The sequence below is a fragment of the Microbacterium sp. AK009 genome (genome assembly GCF_013410955.1).
Classification (GTDB): domain Bacteria; phylum Actinomycetota; class Actinomycetes; order Actinomycetales; family Microbacteriaceae; genus Microbacterium.
Genome location: NZ_JACCCG010000001.1, coordinates 98414 through 112236 on the forward strand (window position 1 = coordinate 98414; position 13823 = coordinate 112236).

Consider the following 13823-nt stretch of genomic DNA (forward strand, 5'->3'; position numbering starts at 1 on the left):
TCTCGTTCTACTCTGATTACGAGACGTTGCGTCTCGATTTGAACGAGGAGTGATCATGGAAACCGACAACGGGCGGCGCGCGGTCATCACCGGCGCGGGGCGGGGGATCGGCGCGGCCGCGGCGGGCATCCTGGCCGCGGCGGGATGGGAGGTCGTCGCCCTCGTGCGCGACGTCGCATCCGCGGAGGAGCGGTTCGCGAGCGCGACGGGGGTGCGGGTGATGCGAGCGGATGTCGGCGATGCCGTCGCCCTCGCGGCCGTCGCCGCCGAGATCGACGGGGCGGTCGACCTCCTTGTCGCGAATGCCGCGCAGTTCTCGCCGTGGGACGAGACCGTCCTCGGGGCCGACATCCCCGCGGTGGAGGCTGTCATCGACACCAATGTGCTCGGTACCTGGCGGACCGTCCAGGCCTTCGCGCCGCTGCTGCGACGGCGCGCCGGTGGCGCCATCATCGTCGTCGGCAGTGGCGCGGGCTCGCACGGCGACCCGCAATTCGGTGTCGGTACGTCGCCCGGCGCGGCCGGGTACGCCGTCTCGAAGGCGGCGGTGCATGTGCTGACGCGCAAGCTCGCCTCAGAGCTCAGGGGGGAGGTGGCGGTGTACGCCGTCGATCCGGGGCTCACAGCCACCGCTCCCGGGATGGCCGACTTCGGCGCGCGGCCCGTTCGCGAGGGCGCACAGAGCGTCCTGTTCCCGGTGCTGCACCCCGGCTTTGTTGTTCCGGGCACGCTGACCCGCGACGGCGGATCGCTGCCGTGGTGAGCTAGACGGTGAGCCGCGACAGTTCCGCGACGAACGCGTCGACGTCGTCCTCGGTGGTGTCGAAGGAGCACATCCACCGCACCTCGCGGCGCGCGGCGTCCCAGTCGTAGAACCGGAACTTCGCGCGCAGCTGATCGGCGACCCCCTCGGGGAGGATGGCGAAGACGCCGTTGGCCTGCGTGGGCTGGGTGAACTCCACTCCCGCGATCGAGCCGTCGGCCAGGCCCGCCTCGACACCGGCCCGCAGGCGCTGGGCCATCGCGTTGGCGTGGCGGGCGTTGCGCAGCCACAGGTCGCCCTCGAGGAGGGCGACCAGCTGCGCCGAGACGAAGCGCATCTTGCTCGCCAGCTGCATGTTGAGCTTGCGGAGGTAGGTCAGCCCCGTCGACGCTGCGGGGTCGAGCACGACGATCGCCTCGCCGAGCATCGCGCCGTTCTTGGTGCCGCCGAAGCTCACCACGTCGACGCCGACGTCGCGGGTGAATGCCCGCACCGGCAGGTCGAGCGCGGCCGCGGCGTTCGCGATGCGCGCCCCATCCAGGTGTAGCCGCATCCCGAGCGGGTGGATGTGATCGGCGATCGCGCGGATCTCCTCGGGGGTGTACAGGGTGCCGAGCTCGGTGGACTGCGTGATCGAGACGACGAGCGGCTGGGCACGGTGCTCATCGCCCCAGCCCCACGCCTCCCGATCGATCAGCTCGGGCGTGAGCTTGCCGTCCTCGGTGGGAACGGTGAGGAGCTTGATGCCCGCCACGCGCTCCGGCGCCCCGCCCTCGTCGACATTGATGTGCGCGCTGGATGCGGCGATCACGGCGCCCCAGCGCGGAAGCATCGACTGCAGGCCCACGACGTTGGCACCCGTGCCGTTGAACACCGGGAAGGCCTCGACCCCCTCGCCGAAGTGCGCCGTGAAGACCTCCTGGAGGCGTTCGGTGTACACGTCTTCCCCGTAGGAGATCTGGTGGCCCTCGTTGGCGGCGGTGATGGCCGCGAGCACCTCGGGGTGGATGCCGGAGTAGTTGTCCGAGGCGAAGCCGCGCACGGCGGTGTCGTGGATGGTCGTCACGTCGATCAAGCCTAGGTGTACGAATCAGGCGTCGAGCGTGACGACGTCGTCGTTCACCGACGAGGCTTCGGCGGAGAACAGCGCGACGAACTCGGTGGCGACGCGTTCCTCGAGACCCTCGAGGCTCTTCACGCGGAAGACGACCGCGGCGCTCGACGCCGGTTCACCGGCATCCCTCGCGGCCTTGGCCAGGCCGTGCGCGACAGCGCGCGTCCACGCCTCGCTCGCGGCCTTCACCGCGGCGTAGTTCGCGCCGCCGGCCAGCGGCCGGGCGACTGCGGTCGAGGAGATCATCGCCAGCCGCCCGACCGGCGAGGCCACGAGGTCGTCGAAGAACGCGCGGGTGACGTGCCGAAGGGCGGTGAGCGAGGTCTCGAGCACCCGGTAGTCGTGGTCGCTCTGCCCGGCCAGGCCGCCGCCGCCGCGCCATCCGCCGACGAGGTGCAGGATGCCGTCGACGCGGCCGTGCGCGGAGCGCACCCTTGCCGCGAGCCCGATGACGGCTGCCTCGTCGGTGAGGTCGACCGTCTCGGTCGCGATGCCGGAGACGGCGGACGCGAGAGCGGCGAGCTTCTCGGGATCGCGCCCCGCCACCACCACGTGCGCGCCCGCAGCGGTGAGGGCCTCGGCCGCGACACGGCCGACCGCGCTCGTGCCGCCGGCGAGCAGCACGACCCGGCCGGCGACGGCGTCAGTCATCCGTGCCCCGGATGCCGGCGGTCGACTCGATCACCGGACGCATCTTCTTCTCCAGCGCCTCGAAGAACATCGACAGCGGGAACTCGTCGTCCAGCACCGCGACGGTGTACCCCTTCGGCGCGCCCGCGAGCACGTCGTCAGGGAGCCCGCGCGCCCAGCGCGACGCCGGGTGCGGGGTGAGGGTCTGTCGCACGAGGTCGTAGGCCGCGAGCCAGTGGGCGGTCTTCGGTCGGTCGATCGAGCGCCAGTACAGCTCGTCGATCGCGTCGCCGAGCGCGACGACCGCGGCGGGCACGCCCTCCCAGTCGAATGCGAGCGAGGTGTCGGTCCAGTGCAGCACACCGCGCTGGTGAAGCCACGCGAACAGCAGTTGCCCGCCGAGTCCGTCGTAGTTGCGCACCCGCGAGCCGGTGATCGCGAAGCGGAAGATGCGGTCGAAGATCACCGCGTACTGCACGAGAACCGCGTGCTCGAGCGTCTCGGCCTCGATGTCGTCGAGGGTCTCGCCGGCCTCGACCCGCGCCCGGAGACGCGCGGTGAGGCCGACGCACTCGCGGAACGCGGTGAGGTCGCACCGCAGCTCCTCCAGCGAGTAGAGGAAGTACGGCATCCGCTGCTTGATCATGAACGGGTCGAAGGGCAGGTCGCCGCGCATGTGGGTGCGGTCGTGGATGAGGTCCCACATGACGAAGGTCTTCTCGGTGAGCCGCTGGTCGTCGAGCATGCGCGCGGCATCGGCGGGCAGGTCGAGCTTGGTGATCTCGGCGGCGGCCCGGGTGACCCGGCGATAGCGGGCGGCTTCGCGGTCCTGGAAGATCGCGCCCCAGGTGAAGGTCGGGATCTCCCGCATCGCGACGGTCTCGGGGAAGAGCACGGCGCTGTTGGTGTCATAGCCGGGGGTGAAATCCAGGAGCCGCAGCGACAGGAAGAGGCGGTTGGTGTATTCGGTCTCGAGCTGAGCGATGAACTCGGGCCAGATCACCTCGACGAGCACGGCCTCCAGGTGCCGGTTCGGTGAGCCGTTCTGGGTGTACATCGGGAAGACGACGAGGTGACGAAGACCGTCGACGCGGTGCTCCTGAGGCTGGAAGGCGACCAGGGAGTCGAGGAAGTCGGGTTCGGCGAAGCCGCCGTCCGCCCAGCGGCGAAGGTCGACGACGGATGCGGCGAGGTAGGCCTCGTCATGCGGGAAGCGCGGCGCAAGCGCGGTGATCGCGTCAGCGATGGCGGCCACGAGCTCGCGCGCGCGGTCGTGCACCTGCGGATCGGGGATCGAGCCGTCCTTCACCTGGAGATCCTGGATCGCGGTGGCCGCGGCTTTCAGGGCGAGCCACTCGGGCGAGGTCTCGACTCCGGACGCGGACAGCGAGGCCGCGGGCGCGGGGATGACGGTGCTCATGCCGTTCAGTATAGGAAACATTCCGGCTGGTTGCCATTCTGACAGGAGGATTTCCTGTATGGCGGCGGTCCACTGCTACGCTCGACGCATGACCGGAGGCGACGTTCACGGCCCGGCCCCCCGTCTCGACGACGACATCGACGCCGGGATCGTCTCGGTCGTGAGCACCAACGCCCGCGCCACGCTGGCGGAGCTTTCCGCGGCGGTCGGGCTGTCGGTCTCGGCGGTGCAGACGCGCCTGCGGCGCCTGGAGGCGCGCGGGGTCATCACCGGCTACCGCGCGCAGCTCGACGCCGAAGCGGTCGGCAAACCCCTCTCGGCGTTCGTGGAGATCACCCCGCTCGATCCCGGACAGCCCGACGACGCCCCCGAGCGCTTGGAGCACCTCGCCGAGATCGAGGCGTGCCACTCCATCGCCGGCGACGCCAGTTACATCCTGTTCGTCCGCGTCGAGAGCCCGCGCCATCTCGAGACGCTCATCCGCGACATCCGCGCTGCCGCCCAGGTGAACACCCGCACCACTGTCGTGCTGCAGACCTTCTACGAGAACCGGCCGATCCGGGTGCCCCGGGGTACGGTCGACCAATGACGACCGACGGTTCGGGCCTGCTCATCCTCCGCAACAGCCGGTCGGGGACAGCGGTGATCCGCACCGATCCCGCCGACCTGTTCGCCGAGCGCCTCCCCGCGGCGCGCGTGCACGAGCTGGACGAGGGCGAAGATCTCGCGGATGTCGTCGACGCGGCGTTCGTGGGGGGTGATGCGCCCGCGGTGCTCGGCGTCTACGGCGGTGACGGGTCGGTGTCGCGCATGGCGGGCCTCGCCCGGCAGCACGGCGTCCCCCTGCTGGTGATGCCCGGGGGGACCTTCAACCACTTCGCCCGGTCGGCGGGCCTGGACGACGTCGAGACGGCGGTGGAGGCGTATCTCGCGGGCGACACCGTCGAGGTCGCTGCGATGGAGGTCAGCGAGGCCGGGGCGGAAGCGGTGCTCGTCCTCAACGCCGCGTCGGTGGGCGCCTACCCCGAGCTGATCGAGGAGCGCGACCGCCGGCGCCGCCGGCTCGGGAAGTGGCTCGGCGGCATCGTCGCCGCCTGGCGCACGATGCGCACGGCCGAGCCGCTCGTGATCGTCCGAGAGGGTCGTCGCGCTCGGGTGTGGTCGGTGTTCGTCGGCGTCGGCACGAACGACCCGAAGCGTGTCGCGACGATGCAGCGCGAGACCCTCGAGGACCCCGTCCTCGACATCCGGATCCATCACGCCCGGGGCACGCGCCTGCGCGCGATCGCCTCGCTCGCCTTCGGGAAGCGCACGGCGGCGGTGCTCCGCGCCGTGCGGCTCATGCCCGAGAAGCGCGACGTCGAGCGGCTGCTCGAGACCGAGTTCGAGATGACGGTGCGTCCGGGGCCCGGCCGGCCCGAGGTGTGGGTGCACGACGGCGAGCTCGAAGAGCCGCGCGGCGAGGAGTTCACGCTGCGCTTCACTGTGATCCCCGCCGCGCTGACGGTCTTCGCCCCGTGCTCCCGCTGACCCCCTCCTCCGATCCGCGAGAGTGCATCTGGGCGCCGAGGAGGCGGGTAGACCCCTGATTCTCGGCGCGCAGATGCACTCTCGCGGTGGAGAGTGGAGAACGAGGCGCGTCAGCTGTGCTGGGGGAAGCCCAGGTTGATGCCGCCGTGCGACGGGTCGAGCCACCGGCTCGTGACGGCCTTCTCCTGCGTGAAGAAGTCGAACCCGTGCGGCCCGTACGCCTTCGCGTCGCCGAACAGCGACGCCTTCCACCCGCCGAACGAGTGGTAGGCCACCGGCACCGGAATCGGCACGTTGACCCCGATCATCCCGACCTGCACCTCGTGCTGGAAGCGCCGAGCGGCACCGCCGTCGTTGGTGAAGATCGCGGTGCCGTTGCCGAAGGCGCCGGAGTTGATCAGCTCCAGCCCCTCCTCGTACCCGTCCACCCGGACGACCGAGAGTACCGGGCCGAAGATCTCGTCGCGGTACGCCGCCGAGGTGGTCGGCACACGGTCGATGAGGGTCGGTCCGACCCAGAACCCGTTCGGGTCGCCGTCGACCTCGATGCCGCGTCCGTCGACGACGACGTCCGCGCCGTCACCGGCGGCCACGTCGACGTACGACGAGACCTTGTCGCGGTGCGCCGCGGTGATCACCGGGCCCATGTCGCAGCCGCGTGTGCCGTCGCCGGTCCGCAACGTCGCCATGCGCGCTGAGATCTTCTCCACCAGCGCGTCGGCGACCGCGTCGACCGCCAGCACGACCGAGATCGCCATGCACCGCTCGCCCGCCGACCCGAAGCCGGCGTTCACCGCCGCGTCGGCGGCGAGGTCGAGGTCGGCGTCGGGGAGGACCAGCATGTGGTTCTTCGCCCCGCCGAGCGCCTGCACGCGCTTGCCGTGCCGGGTTCCGGTCTCGTAGACGTAGCGGGCGATGGGAGTCGAGCCGACGAACGAGATCGCGCGCACCTCGGGGTGTTCGAGCAGCGCGTCCACGGCCACCTTGTCGCCGTGGACGACGTTGAGTACGCCGTCGGGAAGGCCCGCCTCGGTGAGGCGCTCGGCCATCCAGTTCGCCGCCGTCGGGTCCTTCTCGCTGGGCTTGAGCACCACGGCGTTGCCCGCAGCGAGGGCGATGGCGAAGAACCACATCGGCACCATCGCGGGGAAGTTGAACGGGCTGATGATCCCGACCACGCCGAGCGGCTGGCGCAGGGTGTAGACGTCGATGCCGGTCGAGACGTTCTCGGAGTACGCGCCCTTGGTCAGGTGACCCAGGCCGCACGCGAACTCCACGACCTCGAGGCCTCGCGCGATCTCGCCGTGCGCGTCGGAGATCACCTTTCCGTGCTCGGAGGTGAGGATAGCGGCGAGTTCGTCCTTGCGCTGATTCACCAGCTCGCGGAAGGCGAACATCACCTGCTGGCGTTTGGCGATGCTGGCGTTCTTCCACTCCGCCGCGGCGGCCGAGGCGACGCCGACGACGCGGTCGACGTCGTCGGCGGTGGCGAAGCGCACCTCCTTCTGCACCGCGCCGAGCGCAGGGTTGTAGACCGGGCCGGTGCGGTCGCCCGCTCCCGCCCAGGGGGCGCCTCCCACCCAGTGATCGAGGATCGCGGTCGCGGACGGCGTCGTCTGCTCCAGGGTCGTGGTGTCGGTCATCTCTTCCTTCCGGTGGGTCCCCTCGTGAGGGACACGTGGTTCCAGTGTGTCGTCAGAGCCGCACGGTGGCGAGGGCGGCGTCGTAGATCTCCAGCGCCTCGGCGACCTCGTCGGCGGTGACCACGCACGGCGGTACGACATGGATGCGGTTGTCGGCGGTGAAGGGCAGCAGGCCCCGCGCCATCAGGTCTTTCTTGAGCGCACCGATGCCGGCGGCCGGCAGCGGCTCTCGCGTCTCACGGTCGGCGACGAGCTCGAGGGCCCAGAAGACCCCTTCGCCGCGCACCTCGCCGATGACCTCGTGCTTCTCGGCCAGGGCGAGAAGGCCCGGGCCGATCGCCTCCGCACCCATGCGGCGGGCGTTGTCGACGATGCCCTCGGACTCCATCGCGTCGAGCGCCGCGATGATGGATGCCGCGGCGAGCGGGTGTCCGCTGTAGGTGAGGCCGCCGGGGAAGACCCGCTCGTCGAACGTGGCGGCGATCTCGTCGGAGATGATCACCCCGCCGACGGGCACATAGCCGGAGTTGACGCCCTTGGCGAAGGTGATGAGGTCGGGCACCACGTCGTAGCCGTCGAACGCGAACCAGCGTCCGGTGCGGCCGAAGCCTGCCATGACCTCGTCGAGGATGAGGAGGATGCCATAGCGGTCGGCGAGGGCGCGCACACCGGCCAGGTAGCCCGGCGGCGGCAGCAGCACCCCGGCGGTGCCGGGCACCGACTCCAGCAGCAGGGCGGCGATGCTTTCCGGGCCCTCGGCCTGGATGACGCGCTCGAGGTGGTGGAGCGCCCGTGCGCTCTCGTCCTCTGGCGTGGTCGCCCAGAACTCCGAGCGATACAGGTACGGGCCGAAGAAGTGCACGTGCCCGCGGGCGTACTCGTTCGGGATGCGACGCCAGTCGCCGGTCGCGACGATCGCCGCCCCGGTGTTGCCGTGGTACGAGCGGTAGGTCGACAGCACCTTCTCGCGCCCCACCTCGCCCTTGGCCGCGGCGTGGAGGCGCGCCATCCGGACCGCGTTCTCGATCGCATCCGCCCCGCCGTTGGTGAAGAAGACCCGGTTCATCCCCTCGGGGGCCCGGGCGACGATGCGGGCCGCGGCCTCGCCGCGCTGCAGGTTCGCCGTTGCGGGACCGATCGTCGCGAGCCGCGCGGCCTGCTCCTGGATGGCCGCGACCACCGCGGGGTGCTGGTGGCCGATGTTGACGTTCACGAGCTGGCTCGAGAAATCCAGCATCCGATGGCCGGCGTGATCCCACACCGTCGTTCCCGACCCGCCGGCGATGACGGGGAGGTCCAGGCCCGCCTGCGCCGACCACGAGTGGAAGACGTGTGCGCGATCGAGTTCTTTGGCCCGGGCGTCGAGATCGGTCTGGATGTCGGTGGTCATGGTCTCTCCTCATGCGGCGAACGTCGGCACGGCGCGCATATGCAGTCTCGCCGATCGCGGGCGTGTTGGGGAGAGGGGGACGCCGAGCGTGCTGCCTCTCCGCTCAGGCGCCGAGAAGCGAGAGGGCGTGGAACAGCACGTACGCCGGCCACACGATCGCCTGCAGCAGGCCGAGGATGAACCCCCAGAACGACCCGTCCGACACCGACACGAAGTAGATCGCGGCGCCGATGTAGGCCAGGAAGAAGAAGAAGCCCCACGCGCCGGAGTTGACCACGGTGACACGACTGTCGGATGCCATGAGCTGACCTCATCTCCTCCCGTCGGGCGTTCACGTCGATGATCGCGGGGCGCCACGGGTGGCGCCGGGTCCAAGGTCCCGCGAGACAGCACTCCGGCGTCGAGACCGACCGCGGTGCAATCGGTCTCGACGCGCAGGTGCCGTCTCGCGGAGCAGCGATGGTGCGGCGCGACCTAGTTGCCGCCCTCCTGCAGTTCGACCTCGATGGGCTCGAACGACTCGCCGAAGACGTCGACGCCGTCGGCCTCGAGCTCGTCGAGCGCCTGCTGGATGTACTCGTTCGAGTACGCCGTCGCCGGCGGCTTTTCGGTGATGAGGCGTGCACCGGTCTCGTTGACCGCCGCGAGGGCGCCCTCGACGGTCTGCGTCCACGCCGCTTCGTCGATGATGCCGATGCCGTCGGTCGCCGGCCAGATGAGCTTGTTGGTCTCGTTCATCATCCACAGCTCGTGGCTCGGGCCCCAGCCCGAACCCGACGCGAGGGTGATGTCGGCGGCTTCCTCGGGGTTGTCTCGCGCGTACGCCCACCCCTTGATGACGGCCTTGAGGAAGGCGACGGCCGTCTCGGCGTACGCCTCGTCGGACTCGAGGCGCTGGGTGTCGGCCCAGATGGCGTCCTGCAGCATGGCGCCGACGGTGTCCTGGTAGCTGATGACCGAGAAGTCCTCCGGCTGGTACAGCTCACCGGTGTCAGGGTCGACGGTCTCCAGCAGCTGAGCGTACTCGTTGTAGGTCATCGCCTGGGCCGCGTCGATGTCGCCCTGCAGGAAGGCGTTCATGTTGAAGTCCTGCGTGATGATCTCGACCGTCGTGGAGTCCAGACCCTCGGCGGCCATCGCTGCGAAGATCTCCCACTCGTTCCCGAAGCCCCATGACCCGATGCGCTTCCCCTCGAAGTCGGCGACCGACTCGATGCCCGCGTCGGCCCACGAGACCTGAAGCGTGCCCGAGCGCTGGAAGATCTGGGCGATGTTGGTGAGGTTCGCGCCCGCCTCGATCGAGCCGAGCACCTTGGGCACCCAGGCGATGGCGAAGTCGACGTCGCCCGCGGCGAGGGCATCCTGCGGCACGATGTCGCCCCCGGAGGGGATGATCTCCACCTCCAAGCCCTCCTCCTCGAAGAAGCCCTGGTCGGCGGCGGCGAAGTAACCGGCGAACTGCGCCTGCGGCAGCCACTGCAGCTGGAGCTTCACCGGGGTCAGTTCTCCGTCGGATGCGCCGCCCGAGGCGTCACCCCCGCCCGCATCGGAGCCGCCGGAAGAGCAGGCGGTGAGGACGAGCGCCGCGGTGAGCGCGGCCGCTCCGGCCGCGAGGATGCGGCGTGTGCTGTGTCTCATGGTGGTTTCCCTTCGAATCCCTCCCGGGATCACGTCGTGCGATGGGATGGTGCGGTGTCGGCCCCGCCGGGTGCGGGGACGCTGTCAGGGGCGGGCGTCATCGCGCGCCCCCCGGAGAGAGACGGCGGAGCACCAGGCGCTCCAGAGCCGCGGTGGCGAGGAAGAACAGCAGGCCGAGCGCGATCGCTGCGGCGACGTAGGCCCACGCGCGGGCGTAGGCGCTCGTGGCGGCCGAGGTCGAGATGAAGCTCCCGAGGCCCCCGCGGGGCCCGCCGAAGTATTCGGCGACGAGCGCGGAGATCACCGCGAGCGAACTGGCGATCCGGATGCCGGTGAGAAGGAACGGCGCGGCTGTCGGCAGCGTCACCGCGCGGAAGGCCTGTGACGAGGTGGCGGCGTAGCTGCGCATGAGGTCGCGGTGCACCGGGCGGGTCTGACGAAGGCCCCGGAGGGTGTTGACAAAGGCCGGAACGAACGACGCCAAGGCTGCGATCGCCTGCCGCCCGAACTGGCTGTCGGCGCCGAACATGGAGTTCAGCACCGGGGCGAGCGCGACGATCGGCACGACGGCGAGCGCGGCGACGACCGGCGCCGACATGCCGTCGACCGCCTGCCACCGGGCCGCGAGGGCGGCCAGCGCGACGGCGAGGACCGTGCCGACGATGAGCCCGAGGAGCGCGTTCGTGCCGGTCACCAGGGTCGCGTCGGCGATCGCGGGAGCGAAGGCGATGAACTCCTCCGCGATGGCCGCGGGGCTCGGGAGCAGATAGTCCGAGACCCCGACGACCCCGACCAGCAGCTGCCAGACGCCGAGGAAGATCAGCCCGACGGCGATCGGGGCGATGATCCGCAGGCGCTCGGCGGTGGCGGCCGTCATCGCATCTCCCGCGTCGCGGCGCGCTCGCCGTCGGCCTGGCCGTGGAGGGCTTCGCGCACCGCGGTCACTCTGTCGAAGAAGACGGATGCTTCGCGCAGGGCCTCATCGCGTCGGGTGTCCCCGAAGCTGACATCCACCACCGAGGTGATCCTCCCCGGGCGCGGCGACATGACGACCACCCGGTCGGAGAGGAAGACCGCCTCGGGGATGGAGTGGGTGACGAAGACGACGGCCGCGCCGGTCTCGGTCGCGATGCGCGCGAGCTCGGCCTGCATGCGCTCGCGCGTCATCTCGTCGAGGGCGCCGAACGGCTCATCCATCAGCAGCAGCCGCGGCTGCTCGGCGAGGGCCCGCGCGATCGCGACGCGCTGCTGCATCCCTCCCGACAGCTGGTCGGGGTACCGGTCGGCGAAGTCGGTGAGGCCGACCATCTCGGTGAGCTCAGCCACCCGGGAGCGTCGCTCTGCGGCGCCGACGCCGTGGATCTCGAGCGGCAGGGCGATGTTCGCCGCCACGGTGCGCCAGGGGAGGAGACCCGCCTGCTGGAAGGCGATGCCGTAGTCCTGGTCGCGCCTGGCCTGGGACGGGTCTTTGCCGAAGACCTCGATGCGCCCTGACGAGGCGGTGTCGAGGTCGGCGATCAGGCGCAGCAGCGTCGATTTGCCGCACCCCGACGGACCGATCAGCGATACGAATTCGCCGGGGGCGACGGTGAGGTCGACGGCGGTGAGCGCCTGCACCTCGCCCGCGGCGGTGGCGAACGTCTTCGTCACGTCGGTCGCCGAGACCGCCGCGGTCGTGGTCGGTGCTTCGGTGGTGGGGGTGGGGGCGCTCATGCGGTGACCTCGCCTCGTCGATAGTTCTTCAGGATGACGCCGAGGACTGCGATCGACCCGGCGGCGATGAGCCCGAGGGCCACCGCGCCGAAGATCGGCCCCCACGCCTTGGCGGGATCGCCCGATGCCTGGCCGGCGAACTGGATGAGAAGCCGGCCGATCCCGCCTTGGAGGCCGGTGGACACCTCGGCGACGACGGCGCCGACCACGGCGTTGGCCGCCCCCAGGCGCAGGGCCGGGAGGAGGTAGGGCACCGCGGCGGGGAGCCGCAGGCGCCAGAGGGTCTGCCAGTACCCGGCCGAGTAGGTCTGGAAGAGCTCGGCGTGCAGGCGCTCGGGTGACTGCAGCCCGCGGAGTGCGCCGACGGCGATGGGGAAGAACGCCAGGTACGAGGCGATGACGGCCACCGACATCCAGTCCTGCCACTGGGCGCCGGCGATCTCGATGCGCGATCCCCAGCTGCGGACGATCGGGGCGAAGGCGATCAGTGGAACCGTCTGGCTGAGGATGATCCAGGGGAGAAGTCCCCATTCCGCCAGCTGCCAGCGCTGCATCACCAGGGCCAGCGCCATGCCGACGACGAGGCCTACGAGCCATCCGGCCGCCGCGATCCCCAGGGTCGTGAGGGCGGCGAGGGCGACCGCCGCCCAGAGCGGCGGCGACCCGTCCTGCCGGGTGACGGGTTCTGCCAGGCGCACCACCATGTCCCAGACGTGGGGCATCGCGAGGTCGGTGGTGCGCGGGAGGACCCGCACGTCGCCGACGAGCACGCCGTTCTCGGGTGCGAGGAGCTTGTACCCCTCCCAGAGCAGGATGACGGCGGCGACCCCGACGACGCCCCAGAGCCACGCCGCGCCCCGGCGACCGCCGCGGCGCCCGCCGGGGCGCGTGGCACGGACCGACGTCGACCGGGCGGCGGCGGTGACGACGTCGGGTGCGACATCCGTTCTCGTCATCCAGCCCTCACTTCTTCGCCGCCACGTGTGCCTGCAGAGCCGGGATCACGGTCTCGCCGTACACCCGCAGGGTCTCCTCCTTGTTGTCGTGCTGGAGGTACCCCGCGAACTGGGTGACCCCGAGGGCGCGCAGCTGCTCGAGCTTGGCGATGTGCTCCTCGGCGGTGCCGAGGATGCAGAACCGCTCGACGATCTCGTCGGGCACGAAGTCGACATGGTCGTTGTCGGCCTTGCCGTGGGTGTTGTAGTCGTACCCGGTGCGACCGGCGATGTAGTCGGTCAGGGCGTCGGGGACGGCGCCGTGCTGGCCGTATTTCGCGACGATGTCGGCGACGTGATTGCCGACCATGCCCCCGAACCACCGGCACTGCTCGCGCATGTGGGCGCGGTCGGTGCCTATGTACATGGGCGCTGCCACGCAGAACGCGATGCTGTCGGGGTCGCGACCGGCGGCCTCGGCGGCATCCCGCACGGTTTTGATCATCCACGCGGCGATGTCGACGTCGGCCAGTTGCAGGATGAAGCCGTCGCCGACCTCGCCCGTGAGCTTCAGCGCGAGGGGACCGTAGGCGGCGACCCAGACGTCGAGTTCCGACCCGCGGCTCCAGGGGAACTGCAGGGTCGCGCCGTTGTACTCCACCGGGCGCGAGTTCGCGAGCTCGCGGATGACGTGGATCGACTCCCGAAGCTCCTTCAGCGTCGTCGGCTTGCCGTTGGTGACCCGCACCGCCGAGTCGCCCCGGCCGATGCCGCAGATCGTGCGGTTGCCGTACATCTCGTTGAGGGTCGCGAACACCGAGGCGGTGACCGTCCAGTCGCGGGTCGCCGGGTTCGTCACGAACGGACCGACGATGACCCGCTTGGTCTCGGCGAGGATCGCCGAGTGGATCACGTACGGCTCCTGCCACAGCAGGTGCGAGTCGAAGGTCCACACGTGGCTGAACCCGTGGGCCTCGGCAAGTTTCGCCAGCTGCACCGTGCGGGCGGCGGGTGGATTGGTCTGCAGGACGACGCCGAAATCCATGG

At 70.6% G+C, this 13823-nt stretch carries 14 protein-coding genes; 3 read left to right on the top strand and 11 right to left on the bottom strand.

Annotated features, from left to right (window positions below; translation table 11 throughout):
• Positions 1-55: 55 nt before the first annotated feature.
• Positions 56-763: an SDR family oxidoreductase gene (locus tag HDC37_RS00520; RefSeq protein ID WP_179558473.1), complete on the top strand. Its 708-nt coding sequence runs from the start codon at positions 56-58 to the stop codon at positions 761-763.
• Position 764: 1 nt separating this feature from the next.
• Here the strand turns inward: HDC37_RS00520 and HDC37_RS00525 are convergent, their stop codons facing one another.
• The 3 genes from HDC37_RS00525 to HDC37_RS00535 are packed head-to-tail and all read right to left on the bottom strand — an operon-like array spanning position 765 to position 3927.
• A complete protein-coding gene (locus HDC37_RS00525) occupies positions 765-1829 on the bottom strand; it encodes a low specificity L-threonine aldolase (protein WP_179558474.1) in 1065 nt (354 codons plus the stop codon).
• A 24-nt stretch (positions 1830-1853) separates the two neighbouring features.
• Entirely contained in the window at positions 1854-2528 is a 675-nt protein-coding gene (locus HDC37_RS00530; RefSeq protein ID WP_179558475.1) for an SDR family oxidoreductase, read from the bottom strand.
• Positions 2521-3927: a DUF6421 family protein gene (locus HDC37_RS00535; RefSeq protein WP_257021224.1), complete on the bottom strand. Its 1407-nt coding sequence runs from the start codon at positions 3925-3927 to the stop codon at positions 2521-2523. The genes HDC37_RS00530 and HDC37_RS00535 overlap by 8 nt, the downstream gene beginning before the upstream one ends.
• Before the next feature lie 88 nt (positions 3928-4015).
• Between HDC37_RS00535 and HDC37_RS00540 the strand changes: the two genes are divergently transcribed.
• Positions 4016-4516 (top strand): Lrp/AsnC family transcriptional regulator, encoded by a 501-nt coding sequence (locus HDC37_RS00540; protein ID WP_179558476.1) that lies wholly within the window; start codon positions 4016-4018, stop codon positions 4514-4516.
• Positions 4513-5457: a diacylglycerol kinase family protein gene (locus HDC37_RS00545; protein WP_257021225.1), complete on the top strand. Its 945-nt coding sequence runs from the start codon at positions 4513-4515 to the stop codon at positions 5455-5457. The genes HDC37_RS00540 and HDC37_RS00545 overlap by 4 nt, the downstream gene beginning before the upstream one ends.
• Positions 5458-5567: 110 nt before the next feature.
• Here the strand turns inward: HDC37_RS00545 and HDC37_RS00550 are convergent, their stop codons facing one another.
• From HDC37_RS00550 to HDC37_RS00585, 8 genes are all read right to left on the bottom strand, one after another.
• Positions 5568-7100: a CoA-acylating methylmalonate-semialdehyde dehydrogenase gene (locus HDC37_RS00550; RefSeq protein WP_179558477.1), complete on the bottom strand. Its 1533-nt coding sequence runs from the start codon at positions 7098-7100 to the stop codon at positions 5568-5570.
• 52 nt (positions 7101-7152) lie between these two features.
• Positions 7153-8490 (bottom strand): aspartate aminotransferase family protein, encoded by a 1338-nt coding sequence (locus HDC37_RS00555; protein ID WP_179558478.1) that lies wholly within the window; start codon positions 8488-8490, stop codon positions 7153-7155.
• Between the two features lie 103 nt (positions 8491-8593).
• On the bottom strand, positions 8594-8791 hold the full coding sequence (locus HDC37_RS00560; RefSeq protein ID WP_179558479.1) for a hypothetical protein: 198 nt from the start codon (positions 8789-8791) through the stop codon (positions 8594-8596).
• A gap of 173 nt (positions 8792-8964) precedes the next feature.
• Positions 8965-10128 (bottom strand): ABC transporter substrate-binding protein, encoded by a 1164-nt coding sequence (locus tag HDC37_RS00565; protein ID WP_179558480.1) that lies wholly within the window; start codon positions 10126-10128, stop codon positions 8965-8967.
• 97 nt (positions 10129-10225) lie between these two features.
• On the bottom strand, positions 10226-11005 hold the full coding sequence (locus tag HDC37_RS00570) for an ABC transporter permease (RefSeq protein ID WP_179558481.1): 780 nt from the start codon (positions 11003-11005) through the stop codon (positions 10226-10228).
• Positions 11002-11841, bottom strand: coding sequence for an ABC transporter ATP-binding protein (locus HDC37_RS00575; protein WP_179558482.1), 840 nt, complete (start codon positions 11839-11841; stop codon positions 11002-11004). The genes HDC37_RS00570 and HDC37_RS00575 overlap by 4 nt, the downstream gene beginning before the upstream one ends.
• Entirely contained in the window at positions 11838-12797 is a 960-nt protein-coding gene (locus HDC37_RS00580) for an ABC transporter permease (protein ID WP_179558483.1), read from the bottom strand. The genes HDC37_RS00575 and HDC37_RS00580 overlap by 4 nt, the downstream gene beginning before the upstream one ends.
• A 7-nt stretch (positions 12798-12804) precedes the next feature.
• Positions 12805-13821: a TIGR03842 family LLM class F420-dependent oxidoreductase gene (locus tag HDC37_RS00585; RefSeq protein WP_179559050.1), complete on the bottom strand. Its 1017-nt coding sequence runs from the start codon at positions 13819-13821 to the stop codon at positions 12805-12807.
• Positions 13822-13823 lie beyond the last annotated feature (2 nt).